This is a genomic window from Nonomuraea basaltis, from assembly GCF_005893125.1.
GTDB lineage: Bacteria > Actinomycetota > Actinomycetes > Streptosporangiales > Streptosporangiaceae > Nonomuraea > Nonomuraea basaltis.
Window position 1 is genome coordinate 16497 of record NZ_VCJS01000103.1, and the last position, 19338, is coordinate 35834.

At 68.9% G+C, this 19338-nt stretch carries 19 protein-coding genes and 1 riboswitch; of the genes, 15 read left to right on the forward strand and 4 right to left on the reverse strand.

Features of this window, described 5'->3' with window-relative positions; translation table 11 throughout:
* Positions 1 to 107: 107 nt before the first annotated feature.
* Both EJK15_RS37645 and EJK15_RS37650 read left to right on the forward strand, forming a co-directional pair.
* Complete coding sequence (locus EJK15_RS37645) at positions 108 to 860, forward strand: TerC family protein (protein WP_171074746.1); 753 nt, start codon at positions 108 to 110, stop codon at positions 858 to 860.
* A 29-nt stretch (positions 861 to 889) separates the two neighbouring features.
* A complete protein-coding gene (locus tag EJK15_RS37650; RefSeq protein ID WP_240777464.1) occupies positions 890 to 2053 on the forward strand; it encodes a cytochrome P450 in 1164 nt (387 codons plus the stop codon).
* 11 nt (positions 2054 to 2064) lie between these two features.
* Here EJK15_RS37650 and EJK15_RS37655 read toward each other — a convergent pair whose 3' ends face one another.
* Complete coding sequence (locus tag EJK15_RS37655; RefSeq protein WP_138715249.1) at positions 2065 to 3027, reverse strand: SAM-dependent methyltransferase; 963 nt, start codon at positions 3025 to 3027, stop codon at positions 2065 to 2067.
* 180 nt (positions 3028 to 3207) lie between these two features.
* Between EJK15_RS37655 and EJK15_RS37660 the strand changes: the two genes are divergently transcribed.
* From EJK15_RS37660 to EJK15_RS37685, 6 genes are all read left to right on the forward strand, one after another.
* Positions 3208 to 3438, forward strand: a complete 231-nt coding sequence (locus EJK15_RS37660) for a chaplin family protein (RefSeq protein ID WP_138715250.1) — start codon at positions 3208 to 3210, stop codon at positions 3436 to 3438.
* A 362-nt stretch (positions 3439 to 3800) separates the two neighbouring features.
* Positions 3801 to 4691, forward strand: a complete 891-nt coding sequence (locus EJK15_RS37665; protein ID WP_138715251.1) for a Rossmann-like and DUF2520 domain-containing protein — start codon at positions 3801 to 3803, stop codon at positions 4689 to 4691.
* Between the two features lie 13 nt (positions 4692 to 4704).
* Positions 4705 to 5541, forward strand: a complete 837-nt coding sequence (panC, locus tag EJK15_RS37670) for a pantoate--beta-alanine ligase (RefSeq protein ID WP_138715252.1) — start codon at positions 4705 to 4707, stop codon at positions 5539 to 5541.
* A gap of 20 nt (positions 5542 to 5561) precedes the next feature.
* Positions 5562 to 6068, forward strand: coding sequence for a DUF6624 domain-containing protein (locus EJK15_RS37675; protein ID WP_138715253.1), 507 nt, complete (start codon positions 5562 to 5564; stop codon positions 6066 to 6068).
* A gap of 74 nt (positions 6069 to 6142) precedes the next feature.
* Positions 6143 to 8668, forward strand: coding sequence for an L-aspartate oxidase (locus EJK15_RS37680; protein ID WP_138715254.1), 2526 nt, complete (start codon positions 6143 to 6145; stop codon positions 8666 to 8668).
* A gap of 3 nt (positions 8669 to 8671) precedes the next feature.
* A complete protein-coding gene (locus EJK15_RS37685; RefSeq protein ID WP_138715255.1) occupies positions 8672 to 9454 on the forward strand; it encodes a type III pantothenate kinase in 783 nt (260 codons plus the stop codon).
* A 78-nt stretch (positions 9455 to 9532) separates the two neighbouring features.
* Here the strand turns inward: EJK15_RS37685 and EJK15_RS37690 are convergent, their stop codons facing one another.
* On the reverse strand, positions 9533 to 10012 hold the full coding sequence (locus tag EJK15_RS37690) for a hypothetical protein (protein WP_138715256.1): 480 nt from the start codon (positions 10010 to 10012) through the stop codon (positions 9533 to 9535).
* A 156-nt stretch (positions 10013 to 10168) separates the two neighbouring features.
* On the opposite strand from EJK15_RS37690, the gene lysX reads away from it, so the two are divergent.
* A complete protein-coding gene (gene lysX, locus EJK15_RS37695; protein WP_138715257.1) occupies positions 10169 to 11650 on the forward strand; it encodes a bifunctional lysylphosphatidylglycerol synthetase/lysine--tRNA ligase LysX in 1482 nt (493 codons plus the stop codon).
* 52 nt (positions 11651 to 11702) lie between these two features.
* Here lysX and EJK15_RS37700 read toward each other — a convergent pair whose 3' ends face one another.
* Positions 11703 to 12632, reverse strand: coding sequence for an NADP-dependent oxidoreductase (locus EJK15_RS37700; RefSeq protein WP_240777465.1), 930 nt, complete (start codon positions 12630 to 12632; stop codon positions 11703 to 11705).
* A gap of 80 nt (positions 12633 to 12712) precedes the next feature.
* Between EJK15_RS37700 and EJK15_RS37705 the strand changes: the two genes are divergently transcribed.
* Together EJK15_RS37705 and EJK15_RS37710 are read left to right on the forward strand one after the other, a co-directional pair.
* Positions 12713 to 13114, forward strand: coding sequence for a winged helix-turn-helix transcriptional regulator (locus tag EJK15_RS37705; protein WP_138715258.1), 402 nt, complete (start codon positions 12713 to 12715; stop codon positions 13112 to 13114).
* A gap of 600 nt (positions 13115 to 13714) precedes the next feature.
* Positions 13715 to 13927, forward strand: a complete 213-nt coding sequence (locus tag EJK15_RS37710; RefSeq protein ID WP_043615366.1) for a LuxR C-terminal-related transcriptional regulator — start codon at positions 13715 to 13717, stop codon at positions 13925 to 13927.
* On the opposite strand, the gene EJK15_RS37715 is transcribed toward EJK15_RS37710, so the two are convergent.
* Positions 13924 to 14877, reverse strand: a complete 954-nt coding sequence (locus tag EJK15_RS37715) for a C40 family peptidase (RefSeq protein WP_240777466.1) — start codon at positions 14875 to 14877, stop codon at positions 13924 to 13926. The genes EJK15_RS37710 and EJK15_RS37715 overlap by 4 nt on opposite strands.
* A gap of 92 nt (positions 14878 to 14969) precedes the next feature.
* Positions 14970 to 15120: riboswitch (cyclic di-AMP (ydaO/yuaA leader) on the reverse strand.
* Between the two features lie 277 nt (positions 15121 to 15397).
* Between EJK15_RS37715 and EJK15_RS37720 the strand changes: the two genes are divergently transcribed.
* The 4 genes from EJK15_RS37720 (at position 15398) to EJK15_RS37735 (ending at position 18979) form a co-directional block, all read left to right on the forward strand.
* The gene (locus EJK15_RS37720) at positions 15398 to 15955 is read left to right on the forward strand and encodes an amino-acid N-acetyltransferase (RefSeq protein WP_171074747.1); all 558 of its coding nucleotides are present in this window, start codon (positions 15398 to 15400) and stop codon (positions 15953 to 15955) included.
* A gap of 98 nt (positions 15956 to 16053) precedes the next feature.
* Positions 16054 to 17520 carry an RDD family protein gene (locus tag EJK15_RS73175; RefSeq protein WP_138715260.1) on the forward strand — a complete coding sequence of 489 codons (1467 nt, stop codon included), beginning with the start codon at positions 16054 to 16056 and terminating at the stop codon, positions 17518 to 17520.
* A 106-nt stretch (positions 17521 to 17626) separates the two neighbouring features.
* Positions 17627 to 18133 (forward strand): RDD family protein, encoded by a 507-nt coding sequence (locus EJK15_RS37730; protein ID WP_138715261.1) that lies wholly within the window; start codon positions 17627 to 17629, stop codon positions 18131 to 18133.
* Between the two features lie 513 nt (positions 18134 to 18646).
* Positions 18647 to 18979 carry a histone-like nucleoid-structuring protein Lsr2 gene (locus EJK15_RS37735; protein WP_138715262.1) on the forward strand — a complete coding sequence of 111 codons (333 nt, stop codon included), beginning with the start codon at positions 18647 to 18649 and terminating at the stop codon, positions 18977 to 18979.
* Positions 18980 to 19338 lie beyond the last annotated feature (359 nt).

Here is a 19338-nt window from a genome sequence, read left to right on the forward strand (position 1 = left end):
CGCACTATAACCGACACCCGCCCCCAAATCGCAAGCCGGCGAACTTATGCGGGCCCTCACTCGTTGCTAACGGAAACCATCAACCCACGTGTCATGGAGGTGCGCAGATGTTGGACTGGGTGACCGACCCACAGATCTGGATCGGCTTCTTCACCCTGGTCGCCCTGGAGATCGTGCTGGGGATCGACAACATCATCTTCATCTCCATCCTGGCCGGCAAGCTACCTCCGGAACAGCGGGACCGGGCACGCGTCCTGGGCCTGGCCGCGGCCCTGATCAGCCGCCTGCTCCTGCTGCTCGGCCTGTCGTGGGTGGTGCGGCTCACCGAGCCGCTGTTCGCCGTCCTCGGCTACGAGATATCGGGACGCGATCTGATCCTGCTGCTCGGCGGCCTGTTCCTGCTGGCCAAGAGCGTGACCGAGATCAGCCACAGCATGGACGCCCCCGCCGGAGGGGACGGCAAGAAGGCCGCGGCGACCTCCTTCGCGTCGGTGATCGTGCAGATCATGGTCCTCGACATCGTGTTCTCGCTCGACTCGGTCATCACCGCGGTCGGCATGGTGGACGAGCTCGGCGTGATGATCGCGGCGGTCGTGGCGGCGGTGCTGGTGATGCTGTTCGCCTCCGGGCCGATCAGCCGGTTCGTGGACAGGCACCCCAGCATCAAGATGCTGGCGCTGGCGTTCCTGGTGCTGATCGGCGTGGTGCTCATCGCCGAGGGCCTCGGCCAGCACATCCCCAAGGGGTACATCTACTTCGCGATGGCGTTCTCGGTCATCGTGGAGCTGCTGAACATCCGGATGCGCGGCAAGCACGCGAAGCAGGCCGAGCCCGAGGAAGCTACTCCTAAGATGAAATAGTGCGCTTTGATCCCTGGAATCCTGCTTTCGTGGCCAACCCGTACCGGGTCTATGACGAGCTGCGCCGCGAGGCGCCGGTCAGTTACTTCGAGCCGACGAACCAGTGGCTGATCTCGCGCCACGCCGACGTGAACGCCCTGCTCAGGGACCGCCGCCTCGGCCGGTCCTACCTGCACGTGGCCACGCACGAGGAGTTCGGCAAGCAGCCCGAGCCGGACTTCCAGGAGCCGTTCTGGCGGGTGATCAGGGCGGGCATGCTCGACGTCGAGCCGCCGGTGCACACCAGGCTGCGCCGGCTGGTCTCCAAGGCGTTCACGCCGCGGATGGTCGAGTCCCTGCGCCCCCGCGTGCGCGCCATGGCCGAGGGCCTGGTGGACACGTTCGTGGAGAAGGGCGGCGGTGACCTGATCGCCGAGGTTGCCGAGCCGCTCCCGGTGACGGTGATCGCGGAGATGCTGGGAATCCCCGAGCGGGACCGCCACCTGCTCCGCCCCTGGTCGGCCGACATCTGCGGCATGTACGAGCTCAACCCCGCCCCCGAGGCCCAGCACACCGCGGTACGCGCGGCGTCGGAGTTCGCGGATTACCTCAAGTCCCTGGCCCGCGAGCGCCGGCAGGCTCCCGGCGAAGACCTGATCAGCGCACTGACCCAGATCACCGAGCTGACCGAGGACGAGCTGGTCGGCACCTGCGTCCTGCTGCTCAACGCCGGCCATGAAGCGACCGTGAACGTGACCGGCAACGGCTGGTGGTCCCTGTTCAGAAACCCCGCCGAGCTGGCACGCCTGCGTGCGGACCGCTCGCTGCTGCCCACGGCCGTCGAGGAGCTGATGCGCTGGGACACGCCGCTGCAGATGTTCGAGCGGTGGGTGCTGGAAGACATCGAGGTCCACGGCGTGACGATCCCGCGCGGCTCGGAGGTGGCGCTGCTGTTCGGCTCGGCCAACCGCGATCCGCAGGCGTTCGAGGACCCGGACCGGCTGGACGTGGGGCGGGCCGACAACCCGCACATCTCCTTCGGGGCTGGCATCCACTTCTGCCTGGGTGCGCCGCTGGCCCGCATCGAGCTCATGGAGTCGTTCGGCGCTCTGCTGGACCGGGCGGCCAGGTTGGAGCTGCGGCGGGAGCCCACTTGGAAGCCCGGCTACATCATCCGCGGCCTGCATGCCCTGGAGCTCGCCGCCGAGGCGTGAGGACCCCGAGCTCAGCGTCCCTGGATGAGCCAGCCGAAGCCGCCGAGCCCCGACGGGTCGATCAGCTCGCTCTCCTCCGTCGCCCTGGCCAGGGCTCGGAGATAGGCCCGCGGATCGGTGCGGGCCAGCTCCAAGGGTGGCCGGGCGCCCGTGATCCCCAAGGCGCGCAACTCGTCGCGCTGTGTGGACAAGGTTGTGGATATCGCACCGGCCCGCCGCCCCGCCTCCGCACATGCGTCGAGCGCGACATGAGCCGTGATGTCGCAGGTCCCGTCGGGGATCGGGGTTACCACCGCCCCGTCGCGGTATCCGGTCAGCGTTCCGCAGAGCGGCCGGTTGTCCACAGGGTGTGCATAATCGATGGCGACCGCCCGGCCCCTGGTGAGACGCGTCACGACCGACGCCCAGGCCCTGTCGCGGGGCCGCCCGATCTCCGCGCGCGAGCCCACGCGGGACAGCGGCCACCACCGATCCAGCCATGCGCGGTCGGGGGGCCGCAACGGGCCGCCGAGACGCTCCTCGCCCGTCCCGATGTCGACCATGACCAGCCGGGGGCCGTCGGGCGTCTGCTCGGCCACGTCGAGCGGCACGTTGTCGAGCCACTCGTTGGCGATGGCCAGCCCCGTGATGGCGTCCGGCAGGCCGCTGCGCCAGACGACCTGCTCGGGAAGGCCCTCCGGCCTGGGGGAGAGGTCGACGGCCGTGACGCGCAGCCGGTCGCGCAGCGCGGGCTCGGCCGCGGCCAGCACCTGGGTGACCAGCACGCCCTCGCCGGCGCCGATGTCGACCAGGTCGAGCGCCGCAGGCTCGCCGAGCTCGGCGTCCACCTGCCGCAGCAGCGCCAGGACGGCGTCGGCGAACGCCGGCGATGCGATGACGGAGGTGCGGAAGTGGCCCGACGGTCGCTCGCGGAGGTAGAAACCCTCCTCGCCATACAGCGCTCTCTCCGTCGCGGCACGCCACGTGAGCCACATGCCTTGGACTATCTCACGACTCCCTGATGGCACGCACGGTTATCTTCTGACTACTGATTGTCACTCGCTTGCGCTACCGTTTGCCGGGTTGTCATCGAGCGACTGCGTAGCGTCAACAGCGGAGCCGCTCGATCGAGCAGGCACTCGCACGGCTTGTGCCGCGAACTGAGAGGAGCTCTCATGCCGAAGAAGACCTTGGTCGTGGCCGGAGCCGCCGCCATGCTGGCGATGGCCGCGCCGATCGCGCACGCCGACGTCACCAGCGGCAATGGTGGCGTGATCGCGGGCAACCAGCTGCGCCTTCCGATCGGCATCCCGGTCCACGCCTGCGGCAACGCCGTGGCAGGCATAGGCATCTCCGTCGCCGGCTGCAAGGGCGGCGCCCTCCAAAACGTGCCGGGCCATCACTGAGACGGCGCGGAAGAGCCCGGACCGGCGCGGTCCGGCCCGGGCTCGGATCCCGGCCGGTCAGTCGGCGGATGAACCGGCCAGGCGCACCTCCAAGAGGTCGCATCCTTGCGGGCGTCGGGTCCGGCGGGGACTCGGCGCCCGCGGCTGCGATGAACCCCTCTCCTCATCTCTTCCGACAGGGGGTGCACGATTTGTATGCCCTTGTCGCTTTTGTCGCTAACTCAACAGGTGGCAAAGCACCGGTCACGCAGAAGCACAACCCGCCGCCTGCGGCGGATCGCTGGACGCGGCCCGCCATCCATCACCCGGAGAGGCCGTTACGCTGGTCGGCAGTGCCATCAGGTCGACAGGGGTGTGACGTCATGGACGCAGGGGATCGCCCGGCCCGGCTGACTGTCGGCGTGCTCGGGGCGGGCAAGGTCGGCTCGGCTCTCGGCGCCGCGTTGGCGCAGGCAGGCCACCACATCGTGGCGGCGAGCGGGGTGTCCGACAATTCTCAGCGATGGGCGGCCGACCGGCTCGGCGTCACGCCGTCGCGGCCCGACGAGGTGGTGGCGGCGGCGGAGCTGATCCTGCTCACCGTGCCGGACGACGCGCTGCCCGACCTCGTCAACGGGCTCGCCACCACCGGGGCCGACCTCCACGGCAAGCTGCTGGCGCACACCAGCGGGTCGTACGGGCTGTCCGTGCTCGACCCGGCGGCGAAGGCCGGTGCACTGCCGCTCGCGCTGCACCCGGTGATGACGTTCACGGGCCGCGACGAGGACCTCAACAAGCTCACCGGCATCTCATACGGCGTGACCGCACCCGACGCGCTGCGCCCCATCGCCGAGGCTCTGGTGATCGAGATGGGCGGCGAGCCGGTCTGGATCGCCGAGGCCGACCGCCCGCTTTACCACGCGGCGCTGGCCGGGGCCGCCAACCACATGGTCACGCTCATCGCGGAGTCGTCCGACCTGCTCCACCGCATCGGCGTCGAGCACCCTGGGCGGATGCTTGGCCCCCTGCTCGGCGCCGCGCTCGACAACGTGCTGAGGCTGGGCATCTCCGGCCTCACCGGCCCGGTCGTCCGCGGCGACGCCGGCACCGTGCGCAAGCACGTGGACGCGCTGATCCTCGCCGCTCCGGAGGCCGCCGACGCCTACATCGCGCTGGCCAGGCTCACCGCCGACCGGGCGCTGGCCGCGGGGTTGCTCAAACCGGAGGAGGCGGAGCGGCTGCTCGACGCGCTGGGCGGCAACATATGGACATGAGGAGGACTGCGTTATGGAGCTGATCGTCGCCAGGAACCGGGAAGACCTGGTCAAGGCGCGTGTCGCTGGAGAGGTGGCCCTGGTGCCGACCATGGGAGCGCTGCACGAGGGGCACAGGTCGCTGATCAGGCTCGCCCGGGCCCGGGCCGATCAGGTCGTGGTCAGCATCTTCGTCAATCCCCTGCAGTTCGCCCCGAACGAGGATTTTTCACGCTATCCCCGTACGTTCGACGCCGACCTCGACGTGTGCCGGGCCGAGGGCGCCGACGTGGTGTTCCACCCGTCCCCCGCGGACATGTACCACCCCGACCGCCAGGTGAGCCTCTGCTCCGGCGAGATGGGGAAGATCGTCGAAGGCGCCTCCAGGCCGGGGCACTTCGATGGCGTGCTCACGGTCGTGCTCAAGCTCTTCAACCTGGTCCAGCCGCACGTGGCGATCTTCGGGCAGAAGGACGCTCAGCAGCTCGCCCTGATCCGGCGCATGGTCGCCGACCTCGACGTGCCGATCGAGATCGTCGGTGCGCCCACCGTACGCGAGCCCGACGGCCTGGCCCTGTCCAGCCGCAACCGCTATCTGTCCGCCGGCGACCGGCAGGTGGCGCTGGCGCTCTCTCGCGCACTTCGCCAGGGCAAGGCCGAGGCCACCCCGTCCAGGATCCGCGCGGCGGCCATGGCCGTGCTCGACGCGGCGGGCCCCGAACTCGACCTCGATTACCTGGCCCTGGTGGATCCGGCGACGTTCGCCGAGATGGGCGAGTCCTACGCGGGCCCGGCGGTGCTCGCGGTGGCCGCGAGGGTCGGCGGCACCCGGCTGATCGACAACGTCACCCTGACCTTGAATCCCGCCTGAGGCGGATTACCGTCGGAAACATGACCGACGAGGAGTTACGGGACGAGCTGCTCCGGCGGATGAAGATCGACCAGGCCATGCGCGACCCGGCCAAGGGCATTCCCGGCAACCGGCGGCTGGCCCGGATCCAAAGGCTCGACGAGGGCAACACCGCCTGGCTCTACTCTGTGGTCGCCACTCGCGGCTGGCCGCTGATCTCGCAGGTCGGGCAGCGGGCTGCGGGGGCGGCCTGGCTGCTGGCGCAGCACGCCAGCTCGCTGGAGGCGCAGCGGCTCTTCCGCGAGGTGGTGGCCGACGCCGTGGAGCGGGACGAGGCCTCGCCGCGCCATCTGGCGTACCTGGAGGACCGGATACGCGTGCGCTCTGGTCGCCTTCAGCTGTACGGCACCCAGCTCCACGACGGCGTCGACGGCCTGGAGCCCATGCCGATCGAGGAGCCCGATCTCCTCGAGGAGCGTCGCGCCGCGGTGGGACTGGAGCCGTTCGCCGAGTACGAGGCGTCCATGAGGAAGATCTACCGTCTTTGAGCCCCCGGGGCATGCTCACGCCACGCCAGGCGTTATCGTCATATTGACGAAATCGCCTCAGTGAGGAGACCCCAATGAGCGCACCGGCGATCCCCCTGCGGCTGACCGCTCCCGCCCCCGGCTGGACCGCCGAGGCGGACGTGGTCGTCGTGGGCTCCGGCATCGCGGGCCTGACCGTGGCCCTGCGCTATGCCGAGCTGGACCCGGCCGCCAAGGTTCTGGTCGTCACCAAGGACGTGCTGTCGTCGGGCTCCACCCGCTGGGCCCAGGGCGGCATCGCCGCCGTGCTCGACCCTCGTGACACGCCCGAGGAACACCTGAACGACACGCTGCTCGCCGGGGTCGGGCTTTGTGACGTGGGGGCCGTGCGGACGCTGGTGACCGAGGGCCCCGGCGCGCTGCGGCGGCTGATGGCGCGCGGCGCCCGCTTCGACCGGACCCCCGACGGCGAGCTCCAGCTCACCAGGGAGGGCGGGCACCGGCGGCGCAGGATCGTGCACGCGGGCGGCGACGCCACGGGTGCCGAGGTGCAGCGGGCGCTCGTCGAGGCGGTGCGCGCCGGATCGATCGAGGTGATCGAGCACGCGCTGGTCCTGGACCTGCTGAAGGACGCCAGGGGCCGGGCCAGGGGCGTGACGCTGCACGTCATGGGCGAGGGCGCGCGCGACGGCGTGGGCGCGGTGCTCGCCAGGGCGGTCGTGCTGGCCACCGGCGGCATGGGCCAGGTGTACGCCGCCACCACCAACCCCGTGGTCTCCACAGGCGACGGGGTCGCGCTCGCGCTGCGCGCCGGGGCCGTGGTGCGCGACATCGAGTTCGTCCAGTTCCACCCGACCGTGCTCTGGCTCGGCGAGGGCTCGACCGGCCAGCAGCCGCTGATCTCGGAGGCGGTCCGGGGCGAGGGCGCCTTCCTGATCGACCACGCGGGCAACCGGTTCATGACGGACGTGCACGAGCTGGCCGATCTGGCGCCGCGCGACGTCGTGGCCAAGGCGATCATGCGGACGATGCGCGCGACCGGCCGCGCCCACGTCTTCCTCGACGGCCGCCACTTCGGCCGGGAGAGGTGGGAGACCCGATTCCCCACGATCTACGCCGTCTGCCGCGAGCACGGCATCGATCCGGCGACCGAGCCCATTCCCGTGTCACCCGCCGCCCACTACGCGAGCGGCGGCGTCCGTACCGACCTGCGCGGGCGCACCTCGATCGACGGCCTGTACGCCTGTGGCGAGGTCGCCTGCACCGGCGTGCACGGCGCGAACCGGCTGGCCTCCAACTCCCTGCTCGAAGGGCTCGTCTTCGCCGAGCGCATCGCCGAGGACATCCACCGCGTACGCCCCGAGCCGGGCGAGCCGGTCGAGAGCCAGGCCGCGCCCGGGCTGGCCGACCCGCGGATCAGGCCCAGGATCCAGGCTCACATGAGCACCGGGGCGAGCGTGCTGCGCAGCCGCGAGTCGCTGCTGACCACGGCAAGGGCGCTGCGCGAGGCCCGCTGGACGCCCGTCGAGGTGCCGGCCTGCACCGAGTCCTGGGAGGTCACGAACCTGCTCACGGTCGCCACCCTGCTCACCGGCGCGGCGGCGGCCAGGCTCGAGACGCGTGGCTCACACTGGCGCGAGGACTACGACACGCGCGACGACAACGAATGGCTGGGCCACCTGGATGTGACCCTGACGGAGGAGGGCCCCCGCATGACGTACACGCCTCACGGCGACGCGATGCCGCCGCGCCTGGCCCAGGAGCTGACGGCCGCCGGGCTCGACCCGGCCGAGGTGGACGCGCTGATCGACCGGGCGCTCGCCGAGGACCTGCAGGAGGCGGGCGACGTGACCAGCCTGGCCACCATCCCGGCCGGCCAGAGCTCCAGCGCCGACGTGGTGGCGCGCAAGGACGGCGTCGTGGCGGGGCTGGCCGTGGCGGAGGCGGTGTTCGTACGGCTGGGCGCGGGGCGTAGCGAGAGGCGGGCCAAGGACGGCGAGCGGGTCAGGGCGGGCGACGTGCTGATGACCGTGGAGGGTCCGACACGGGCCCTGCTGACGGCCGAGCGCACCGCGCTCAACCTGCTCACGCACCTGTCCGGGGTGGCCACGCTGACCGGCAGATGGGTCGAGGCGATCAGCGGCACGACGGCGCGCGTGCGCGACAGCCGCAAGACGCTGCCGGGGCTGCGGTCCCTGGAGAAGTACGCGGTGCGCTGCGGCGGCGGTGTGAACCACCGGATGTCGCTGTCGGACGCGGCCCTGATCAAGGACAACCACGTGGTGGCGGCGGGCGGGGTGGCCGAGGCGTTCAGGGCGGTCAGGGAGCGGTACCCGGAGCTGCCCATCGAGGTGGAGGTCGACCGGCTGGACCAACTGGAGGCCGTGCTCGACGAGGGCGCCGCGGAGATCCTGCTGGACAACTTCACGATCGAGGACACGGCGCGAGCCGTACAAGTCGTGAAAAATCGGGCGAAAAACAGGGTTGCGCTCGAAGCGAGCGGGGGATTGACCTTGGAATCGGCCCGGGACGTGGCCGAAACTGGCGTTGAGTACCTTGCGGTGGGAGCGCTAACGCACTCGGCGCCGGCCCTGGACATCGCACTGGATCTGCGGGGGTAATTGATGCTGCTCACGATCGACGTCGGCAACACGCACACGGTGCTGGGGCTGTTCGAGGGCGAGGACGTCATCGAGCACTGGCGGCTGGCCACCGACGCCCGCCGCACCGCCGACGAGATCGCTGTCGTACTCCAAGGCCTTTTGACGCAGTCGCCGCTGCTCAAGGGGACCGACATCAACGGCATCGCCATCTGCTCCACGGTCCCGAGCGTGCTCAACGAGATGCGCGAGATGACCCGCCGCTACTACGGCGACGTGACCACGGTGATCGTGGAGCCGGGCATCCGCACCGGGATGCCCGTACGCATGGACAACCCCAAGGAGGTCGGCAGCGACCGCATCGTCAACGCGATCGCGGCCATCGACCAGTACGGCGGCCCCTGCGTCATCGTCGACTTCGGCACCGCGACCTCGTTCGACGCGGTGTCCGCCAAGGGCGAGTACGTCGGCGCGGTCACCGCTCCCGGCATCGAGATCTCGGTCGACGCGCTGGCCGCGGCCGGAGCGCAGCTGCACAAGGTGGAGCTGGTCAGGCCCCGCTCGGTGATCGCCAAGAACACGGTGGAGGCTCTGCAGGCCGGCATCATCTACGGCTTCGCCGGCCAGGTGGACGGCATCGTCGAGCGCATGACGGCGGAGCTGGCCGACGACCCCGAGGAGGTGACCGTGGTGGCCACCGGCGGGCACGCGGCGCTGGTGGTGGGCGAGTCGCGCTCGATCGACGTACATGAGCCGTGGCTGACCCTCATCGGCCTGCGCCTGATCTACCACAGGAACACGACCTGACCCCGGACGCAGGACAAGCGGCCCCCCGCTCGGGTAAGGGGACCGCTTGCGTATATGAGCGCGCCGGCGCTGTTCGTCCTACTCGCTCTCGGCGGTGTAGAGGTACTGCCAGGGACCGCACTTCGTGGGGTAGTTGCTGTGCACGCCGATCTGGCAGACCTTCACCCGCAGGCTGGAGACGTCGTGCTCGGCGAACTGGAAGGGCTTGTAGCCCGGGTAGCCGCAGTACTTCTTGGAGTAGACCGGGGACCAGTCGTCGTCGAAGTCGCTGGCCTGGAACTTGACGTAGGCGCACTTCCCACCCTGGTTGTAGGTGCGGTTGTCCAGGTCGTAGAGCTTGCCCTTGACGTGGACCTCGTTCGACTCGCCGTCGTGGTCCCAGTTGACGCCGACCCAGCCCTGAGCCTTGGCCTGGTGGTGCTTGGCGTAGACGGGGCCCCAGTACTCGGAGTAGTCGTCGTAGTCGGGCGAGGTGGCGGACGCGGCGGTGGGAAGCGACAGAGCCAGAGCGGTGGTAGCGGCAGCGGCGAGGACGCCCGTCGCGATCTTCTTCAACATCTTCTCTCCTTGAGCTCCCCTGGACCGGCTCCGTGCCGGTTCCCCCCTGAGCTCGTGAGATATTGATAAAGGAGGGCTCTTGCAGCGTCCCTGCAGCGTTCCTGCAGGGCGCCGACGAGCCCTTGCAGTTCGCCGTATCCCCTACCCTTTGTTGTTGTGAGCGACGAACTTCCCGAGCAGATGCGCATCCGGAGGGAGAAGCTCGACCGCCTTCGCAGCGAGGGCGTCGATCCTTACCCGGTGAATTTCCCACGCACGGCGACCAACGCCGAGGTCAGGGAGAAATACCAGGGCCTGGAGCCCGACACCGCCACCGGTGACACGGTGGGCGTCGCGGGCCGCGTCATGCTCAGCCGCGTCGGCGGCAAGCTCTGCTTCGCCACGCTCAGGGACGGCGACGCCGACCTGCAGGTCATGATCTCGCTCGACAAGGTGGGTGAGGAGTCGCTTGCGCGCTGGAAGCGCGACGTCGACCTGGGTGACCACGTCGGCGTGACCGGCGAGGTCATCACCTCGCGCCGGGGCGAGCTGTCCATCCTGGCCGAGAGCTGGCAGATCACCGCCAAGTGCCTGCGCCCGCTGCCGGAGAAGCACGTCGGGCTCACCGACCCCGAGGCCCGCGTACGCCAGCGCTACGTCGACCTGATCGTCAACGACGAGGCCAGGAAGATGGCCCGCGTCCGCAGCGCCACGGTGCGTGCGGTGCGCGACTTCTGGCACGAGGAGGGCTACCTCGAGGTCGAGACGCCGATGCTGCAGCCCGTCCACGGCGGCGCGACGGCCCGGCCCTTCAAGACCCACATCAACGCCTACGACATGGAGCTCTACCTCCGCATCGCGATCGAGCTCTACCTGAAGCGGCTCGTGGTCGGCGGCATCGACAAGGTCTTCGAGGTCAACCGCAACTTCCGCAACGAGGGCGCGGACTCCACGCACAACCCCGAGTTCACCATGGTCGAGGCGTACGGCACCTACCTCGACTACAACGACATGGCGGACCTGACGCAGCGGATGTACCAGAAGGCCGTCGTGGCCGCCCTGGGCACTTCCGTGGTCGTGCACGACGGCGTCGAGATCGACCTCGGCATCGCCGAATGGCCCAGGATCACGCTCTACGGAGCGGTGTCGGAGGCCGTCGGCGAGGAGATCACCACCTCGACCACCCTTGAGGAGCTGCGCAAGCTCGCCGACCGGCGCGAGATCCACTGGGACCCGAAGTGGGGCTCGGGCAAGATCGTGCAGGAGCTCTTCGAGGCCCTCGTCGAGCACACGCTGGTCCAGCCCACGTTCGTCATGGACTACCCGCTGGAGACCTCGCCGCTGACCCGCCAGCACCGCGACAACCCGCTGCTGACGGAGAAGTGGGACCTGATCGGGTTCGGCACCGAGCTGGGCACCGCCTACTCCGAGCTGATCGACCCGATCGAGCAGCGGCGGCGCCTGGTCGAGCAGTCCCTTATGGCGGCCGGCGGCGACCTGGAGGCCATGCAGCTCGACGAGGACTTCCTGCAGGCCCTGGAATACGCGATGCCGCCAACCGGCGGCATGGGGGCCGGCATCGACCGGATGATCATGGCGTTCACCGGCAAGAACATCCGCGAGACCATCCTGTTCCCGCTGGTCAAGCCCACCCACTGAGATTCTGGCGGGCCCCGGCGCCCCGTGTGCGGCACCGGGGCCCGCGACCCTCTCAGGGCACGAGCACGAGACGGCCGCGGACGCCGCCCGCCGCCAGCCTGGCGTGGGCATCGGCCGCCTTCTCCAGCGGATACGTGTCCGCCACCCGCAACGTCAGCCGCCCCGCCTCCACCAGCCGCACCACCTCATCGAGCTGAGCGGCGTCGGCGCGGAAGAACACGGTCGCGACGTCGATGCCCCTCAAGCCGGCCGGCGCCACTCCGGCCGTGAGCACCACGAACGCCCCGGCGTCCCGCACCGCGTCGAGCGCGGCCAGGCCCAGCACGGCCGCGTCCACGGCGGCGTCCACACCCCCGGGCACGCGGGCCCGTACCGCGTTGGCGAGGTCCTCGCCACGCGCCACGAACCACTCGGCCCCCAACCCTCGTACGAACTCCTCGTCCCCGGATCCCGCGGCGGCCACCACCCGGGCGCCGCGCAGTACGGCCAGCTCCACCAGGTAGCCCCCGACGGCCCCGGCCGCCCCCGTCACCAGCAGTGTCCGGCCGGGCCCTGCTCCCGCCCGGTCCAGCGCCTGCCAGGCGGTCAGCGCATTGAGCGGGATCGTCGCCGCGGCCACTGCGGTGACCTCGCGCGGCGCCCGCGCAACCGCCCCCGCGTCGAGCACCACGTACTCGGCCTGCGCCTTCACCGGCAGCTCCAGGCGCGCGGCGAGCCCGATCACCTCCTCGCCCACCCGGAAGCCTGCCCCGGCGCCCACCTGGTCCACGGTCCCCGCGACGTCGAAGCCGAGACCGTACGAGTCCAGCCGCCGCGCCACGCCGTAGTCGGCGAGCGCCCCGGCCGCCACGGCGAGGTCGAACGGATTCACCCCGGCCGCGGCCACCTTGATCCGCACCTGCCCCGGTCCTGCTTGCGGTACCGGCACCTCCACCAGCCGTGGGGCACCGGAACCGCCGATGAGTGCACGCATGTTCGTCATGCCTGAGACCCTAGGAAGAGTTACTCTCTTCTGGTAAGTAGGCACCCAGAAGTGCGTAACTCACCCGGAGGAGAGAACGGATGGCCACGAAGACGGCTGCGGAGCGGCGCGACGAGGCCAGGCAGGCCTTCGACGCGTACTTCTCACAGTGCCCCTCCAGGAAGCTGCTCGACCGCCTCAGCGACAAGTGGGTCACGCTGGTGCTCACCGCGCTGCAGGCAGGGCCGCGCCGCTACAGTGACCTGGCCAGGCGCATCGCCGGCGTGAGCCAGAAGATGCTCACCCAGACCCTGCGTGGCATGGAACGCGACGGCCTCGTCTCGCGCACGCTCACACCCTCGGTGCCGGTACGGGTGGACTACGAGCTCACCCCGCTGGGCGAGAGCCTGATGCCCCTGGTGGCCGCGATCAAGAGCTGGGCCGAGGCGCACATCGAGGATGTCGAGGCGGCCAGGGAGCGCTACGACGCCGTCAGCCCCTGAGCCGTGCCGGAGGCGGCCCGCCCGGGTTTCCGATGTCAGCGCGTCTGTAAGCATCGGGTCAAGGCCGCGCGCGAGCGTCTCACGCCAACCCCGCAAGCCTTCGTGGTCCTCAGGCGACACCCCGAGCGGCTCGGTGATGACCATCACCGGCGGCGGGCAGGCGCCGCAGGGAACCAGATCCGCCTCCTCCGGCGGCCCGCCGATCAGCTCGGCGATGATCGCCCCGACGCCTCGTGGGCGGTGGCGACGAGCAGCCCGGCGCGGGTGTGGAAGATCGCGCCCTGCGCGCTCATCTCGCGGTGGCGGGCGTATGGTTCCCGCAGAAAATCCGGATGGTCTGGATCAGACCCGAGAACGTCGGCCAGGCCCATGATCGCGCGACGGGTGCGCCGGACGGATCAAATGCGATCGCTCATCACGCGCCACGGAGTCCGGACATATGGCGAGTACGTCACCTTAAAAGGATCATGTCAATAGTGCCGGTCAAGAGCCACGATTGTCGCGCTTGACGACCTTTCCAGGATGCGTTTACCGTCTGCGAGACGAGCGGCTTTGGCCCGTTGCAAGGTCCGAGTTCTGCTGTTGGGGGGAGGGCTCCCGATGGATGTGCTCACTGAAGGTGTTGAGCTGAGCCATGCGGATTTGGCGTTGCTGGCGGAGCTGGCCAAGGGAGTCACGGTTGATCGGGTGGGGAGACGTCTGGATATCAGCGGACGCACGGTACGCCGGAGGTTGCGCGGCATCTGCGACCGCATCGGCGTGGCCACGGCCATCGAGGCCGTGGCCTGGGCGGCCCGCCGCCAGCTGATCTAGTCGGCGATGCGCACCGCGCCGGCGAAAGGCCGTCTCTCGATCGATGCGACGTGTACGACATCACCCGTCTGCGGGGCGTGCACCATCATGCCACCGCCCAGATAGATGCCGACGTGGTGCAGGTCGCTGTAGAAGAACACCAGGTCGCCGGGGCGTAGCTCCGATTTGGAGACGTGCCGGCCCGCGGTCCACTGGGAGCCGGTGTAGTGCGGCAGCGAGATGCCCACCCGCTGGTAAGCCGCCATCACCAGGCCCGAGCAGTCGTAGGAACCCGGGCCCTCGGCGCCCCAGACGTACGGCTTGAGCTGCTGCGTGAGCGCCCACCTCGTGGCCTGGGCCGCCTTGCCGTTGCCGGGAATCGGCAGGTTTATGCGCACGCGGGCGCCGGATCGGCCGGCCTCGCCCATGGCCCGCCTGAACAGGTTGCTCTCGGTCTTGCTCACCAGCTTGGTGATCTTGTCGCGCTTCGAGTCGAGCTCCGAGACGACCTTCTGGAGCTCCTCCATGCGTGTCTTGGCGCCGGCCCTGGCGCGGGCGGCGGCGTCCATGGCCGTGGCGACCTGGTTGACCAGCTCGCCCTGCTGCTGCTCGATCACGTATGTGGTCGCGGCGCGGTCGAGGAACTTCTCCGGGTCCTCGGAGGAGGTGAACGCCAGCATCCTGCTCAGGCCGCCCGTGATGTAGGCGTTCTGGGCGAGCAGGGCGGCCTTGGCCCGTTTGGCGGCGAGATCGGCCTCGCTGTTCGCCAGCGTCTTCTGGGCGGCGTCGGCGGCCTTCTGAGCGGTCTTGTACTTCTCCCGCTGGCCGTTGTACTGCTCCGTCAGCGTCTCGATCTCGATGTGCAGCTTCTCGACCTGTTCCGAGAGCTCCTTGAGCGAGGGATTCGGGTCCGCGGACGCCGGGCCGACGGGGATGGCGAACAGGAGCGCGGCGACTGTGATTACTGCCACACCGAGACGGCGTGGGCGCCGGGCCCGTTCCGGAGGGCGGGCATGCGTGCCCGCCGACTTTCCCCCACGGTTGAGCGTGCGCTTCACCAACCAGCTCCTCTCATCGACGCCTACCGGGTTAGCTGACGGGTTCGGGCCGGAGCAGCCCTACCGAAAGACTCGGATTCACCCCAGTGATGGCGTGCGGAGGTCGCCACCGGCGGGTCCCCGGCTCCCCTTGCGGGAATTTGGCGTGTTCCCCGGCGCGTGACACGCGGGGAACGTTGTCGCTGGACACTAATGCACTACGGGTTCGTGCTCAACCAGAACTGCTCGATCTGTAGAGGTTTCACAACCGAAGGGTCACAAGGTGATCTCGTGATCACATGCACAGAACGGGCCTTATGTCCTTTTTGTCCTTGGTTCTGCCGAGCGAAGGAAGGCGACCGTCCTGTGCTCACATGACCGCGAGATGTCACAGGATGGGGCCAGACGTGGGAGTTAAGGCTGAGCCGTAATGACATCTGTACTCTGGAGAGCCATGGAGCAGGTGGCCGAACTGACAGTGCCCGAGACCGCGGTGGTGGTCCGGCGTGCCCGCACGCCCGACGTGCGGACGGTCAGGCGCCTGGTGGACACCTACGCGGGCGCGGGTCCCCGGCTCCTGGAGAAGACCACGGTGACGCTGTACGAGGACGTACAGGAGTTCTGGGTGGCCGAGCTGGGCGGGCGGATCGTCGGCTGCGGCGCCCTCCACGTCTTGTGGGAGGACCTCGCCGAGGTCCGCACGGTGGCGGTCGATCCGGAGTGCCGGGGCATGGGCATCGGCCATCGGATCGTCTCGGCTCTCATACAGCAGGCGAAGGATCTGGGTCTGCGGCGTGTATTCTGTCTGACTTTTGAGGTCGACTTCTTCGCGAGGCACGGCTTCCGCCCGATCCAGGGCACGCCGGTCTCGCCTGAGGTCTACGCCGAACTGCTGGCCTCGTACGACGAGGGTGTCGCGGAGTTTCTCGATCTGGAGCACGTGAAGCCGAACACCCTGGGCAACACCCGCATGCTGCTCCATCTGACATCGGGTGACGCGGACCTTGACTAGCTGGAAAGGTGATTGTTGATACCTATGTCGATACGTTGGGCAGCACAGGGCATGTGTCCTGACACGTGCCACATGCGCACTCGAAGCGAGGTGACACGGTGAGCACCGGACAGCCGCCGTACCCACAGGACGATTCCGGCGAGAATTCCGCGCCCGGAAACCCCCAGTACGGGCAGCAGAACGCGGGCCGCCACCCCGGCGAGCCCGACCCCGACGTGACTGTGGTCGGCTACCGGGCGGACGACGCCTATGGGCAGCAGCCCCAGTACGGGCAGCAGGGCTATGGCCAGCAGCCGCAGTACGGGCAGCAGCCCCAGCATGGCCAGCAACCCCAGCAACCCCAATACGGCCAGCAACCCCAATACGGGCAGCAGCAGCCGCAGCAGGGCTACGGCCAGCAGCCGCAGTATGGTCAGCAGCCGCAGTCCCAGCCGGACTACGGTCAGCAGCCCGGCTACGGTCAGCAGCCGCAGTCCCAGCCGGACTACGGCCAGCAGTACGGCGCGCAGCAGCAGGGCTACGGCCAGCAGGCCCAGCCCCAGCCCGGCTACGGCCAGCAGCCCTCCTCCGGGCAGTACGGTCAGCAGCAGGACTATGGGCAGCAGCCGCAGTCCCAGCCGGGCTACGGTCAGCAGCCCAGCTACGGTCAGCAGCCGCAGTCCCAGGGCGACTATGGCCAGCAGGGCTATGGCCAGCAGCCGCAATCTCAGCCGGGCTACAGCCAGCAACCGCAGTACGGCCAGCAGCCGCAGTCCCAGGCGGACTACGGTCAGCAACCGCAGTACGGCCAGCAGCCGCAGTCCCAGCCGGACTACGGTCAGCAGCCGGGTTACGGCCAGCAGCCGCAGTCCCAGCCGGACTACGGCCAGCAGTTCGGCGCGCAGCAGCAGGGCTACGGCCAGCAGGCCCAGTCCCAGCCCGGCTACGCCCAGCCCCAGTACGGCCAGCAGCAGTACGGCGACCAGCAGTACGGCCAGGGCCAGGCGTACGGGCAGCCACAGCAGCCCGCCTACGGCCAGCCCGGCTACGGGCAGCCGGTCGGCATGCAGCCGCCGGGCGCACCGGCGCCGCTGGCGGAGTGGTGGCAGCGGCTGGTGGCGAGGCTCATCGATGGGGTCATCCTCTTCATCGTGAACGTGGTGATCGGCCTGATCCTTGGCATCTTCCTGGTCGCCAGCTACTCCTCGACCAGCGGTGCGACCAGCGGAGCCTTCTCGTCCACGATCGTGGGCATCCTGACGACCATCATCGTGGTGGCGCTCTGGGTGGCCTATGAGTTCTTCCTCACCAAGGCGAAGGGCCAGACGGTCGGCAAGATGGTGATGGGGATCAAGGTCGTCCCCGTGGGGCAGGCCATGTCCCCGGACGGTCTCCCCACTGACATGGCACTCAAGCGCGCGGGCGTGACGTGGGGCGGCTGGGTGTTCAACGTGATCCCGCTCTTGGGCTGGCTGCTCGCCTACGCTGCGGTCGCGGTGAACGGCGCCTCCCAGCTGTGGGACAAGCCGCTGCAGCAGACCTTCGCGGACAAGTTCGCGAAGACCGTGGTCGTGAAGATCAAGTAGTCTTCGCGTAGCGTAAACAGGGGTCGGCTTCCCGCCGGCCCCTGTGTTTTTGTCTGCGGGGCCGTACGAAAATAGGAGAGACCCGCACTCCCGATCGGGCCCGCCGATGAGCGAGGTGGAGGTTATGGCCGGGACGTCGCCGTGGGCGGACGCACTGCCGGCGGAATGGTGGGAACGCCTCGCCGCCCGGCTGATTGAGGCGCTGGTCTTCGGGGTCTTCTATTACATTCTGTTCATCGCGCTGTGGGGCATCTTCCGAACTGTCGGGATGTCAGAGGTGTTCGGCGGGCGGCTGCCCGGCGTGTGCGCCTGGTTCGCGGCCGGACTCGGTTATGCCTGCTACGACTGGTGGGCTCATTCCAGGCGCGGCCGTACCTTCGGCAAGGCGATCATGCGGATTCGCCTGGCACCGAAGCCGGTTCCGCCGCGGGCCGCACTGAAACGGGCCCTCATCTTTCCGGGACCGCTCATGCTCATGGGCATTCCGGTCGTCAATCTGGTGGCCGGAATGCTGCTGTTCGGCGTCGGCATGCTCATCCTGATCGACAAGCCGCTGGAGCGCGGCCCGCACGACAGGCTGGCCGGAACGCGCGTCGTTAAAGATCTTCGCTGAGCCATCCGCGCCTGCGTCGATGCCTTTTCGCAAAATTTCCGCTTGATCCGGTAAGGAGCCTGGAGAGACTGGCATTAGGCTATGGGGCGTCCGGGTTGCCGGATGTTGGTGCCCCTGCGACACGCAGGGCATCTGTGTGCCGCTATGGTCGGGTGCGGGCGGTTGCCGCCCTGCGCGTCATGAGGGCCGCCGCGCTCCTCAAGGTCGCGTTCGCGCGCATATAGCGCCCCCGAAACCCCGCTACGCCGTGGAGGCGAGGACGAATGGAAGCCCTAACAGACGTATTGTCAGCGCTCATCCCCCCGGTGGTGGTCGGTGGAGCCTTCATCTTTGGCGTAGTGAAGTTGGTCCGAGCCGAGGGCCCAGGACGCCGTCCTAAGCGCCAGGAGCCCGCCGAGTAGCCAGAACTGATCGGCCAGTCAGCGAATCCTTGCTGGCTGAATTGTCTCAGCGCCTTACCGGGTATATGTTTGGGCAGGCGAATGAAACAATGCCCGCGAAAGGATTGCGTACATGGCCAAGCAGATCCAGGAGATTCTCATCGATGACCTCGATGGGGGCGAGGCCAATGAGACGGTCAGCTTCGCTATTGACGGCTCGTCCTATGAGATTGACCTCAGCGACCTTAACGCCAAGAAGCTGAGGGACGCGCTCACGCCTTTCGTGCAGAACGCGCGCCGGGCGGGTGCCGTGTCCACGCGTCGTCGTGGTCGCGGCGGTAACCGCGCGATGAGCCGCGAGAAGAGCTCGGAGATCCGCCAGTGGGCCAAGGCCCACGGGCTCCCGGTCAGCGAGCGCGGCCGCATCGCCTCCACCGTCGTCGAGAAGTACGAGGCGGCTCACTGAGAGAGCCATCAATAGACCATGCGCTTATGCCGTTCGCCTTGGACCCCGGCGACCGCCATAAGCGCATGATCGTCTCTAGGGTCGTCCCGAATGGTGGAACACCTAGAGGATGATCTCCAGCTCGCCCATATGTCGGGCGTTTTGGCCACGTGTCGTGGTCCACGCCTGGCATCGTTTCCCCGGCGGGTGCCCGCATATGTGATGGTGTCGCGCTCCGCGTCCCCGAAAGGCGATTCCCGGCGATGGCCCGTTCCAAGGGAGCGGTGCTTGTGGGCGGCGGTAGCCGCGATGCCGGCGGCGTACGCGGCAATGCCCGGATCTGAGGCCGGAACGTACGTTGAATGAGGTATGCGGTCCTT